At 51.2% G+C, this 1,055-nt stretch carries 1 rRNA gene; it reads left to right on the top strand.

The features are described 5' to 3' along the window. Nucleotides 1-993 (top strand): 23S ribosomal RNA (locus tag LPA49_RS22180); the annotation flags it as partial. Nucleotides 994-1,055: the final 62 nt, after the last annotated feature.

Genomic DNA, 1,055 nt, shown 5'->3' with positions numbered 1-1,055 from the left:
AACTATAACGGTCCTAAGGTAGCGAAATTCCTTGTCGGGTAAGTTCCGACCTGCACGAATGGTGTAACCATGGCCACGCTGTCTCCACCCGAGACTCAGTGAAATTGAAATCGCAGTGAAGATGCTGTGTACCCGCGGCTAGACGGAAAGACCCCGTGAACCTTTACTACAGCTTGGCACTGAACATTGAACCTACATGTGTAGGATAGGTGGGAGGCTTTGAAGCAGAGACGCTAGTCTTTGTGGAGCCGTCCTTGAAATACCACCCTTGTAGTTTTGATGTTCTAACGTTGGCCCCTGATCGGGGTTACGGACAGTGCCTGGTGGGTAGTTTGACTGGGGCGGTCTCCTCCCAAAGAGTAACGGAGGAGCACGAAGGTTGGCTAAGTACGGTCGGACATCGTACGGTTAGTGTAATGGTAGAAGCCAGCTTAACTGCGAGACAGACACGTCGAGCAGGTACGAAAGTAGGTCATAGTGATCCGGTGGTTCTGAATGGAAGGGCCATCGCTCAACGGATAAAAGGTACTCCGGGGATAACAGGCTGATACCGCCCAAGAGTTCATATCGACGGCGGTGTTTGGCACCTCGATGTCGGCTCATCACATCCTGGGGCTGAAGTCGGTCCCAAGGGTATGGCTGTTCGCCATTTAAAGTGGTACGCGAGCTGGGTTTAGAACGTCGTGAGACAGTTCGGTCCCTATCTGCCGTGGGCGTTTGAGAATTGAGAGGGGTTGCTCCTAGTACGAGAGGACCGGAGTGAACGAACCGCTGGTGTTCGGGTTGTCATGCCAATGGCATTGCCCGGTAGCTACGTTCGGAACTGATAAGCGCTGAAAGCATCTAAGCGCGAAGCAGGCCTCGAGATGAGTTCTCACTAGACTTTTAAAGTCTCTGAAGGGCCGTTGAAGACTACAACGTTGATAGGCAGGATGTGGAAGTGGTGTGAGCCATTAAGCTAACCTGTACTAATTACCCGTGAGGCTTAACCATACAACGCCAAACGCGTTTTATGACAGCGTAACAGACAGAAGTTAGTATACTAAAGTAGATTT

It is taken from the genome of Pseudoalteromonas sp. MB41, assembly GCF_020966275.1.
In the GTDB taxonomy this organism is placed as follows: domain Bacteria; phylum Pseudomonadota; class Gammaproteobacteria; order Enterobacterales; family Alteromonadaceae; genus Pseudoalteromonas; species Pseudoalteromonas lipolytica.
Note: the sequence above shows the minus strand (reverse complement) of the source record. Positions and strands in the feature narration are given on the sequence as shown.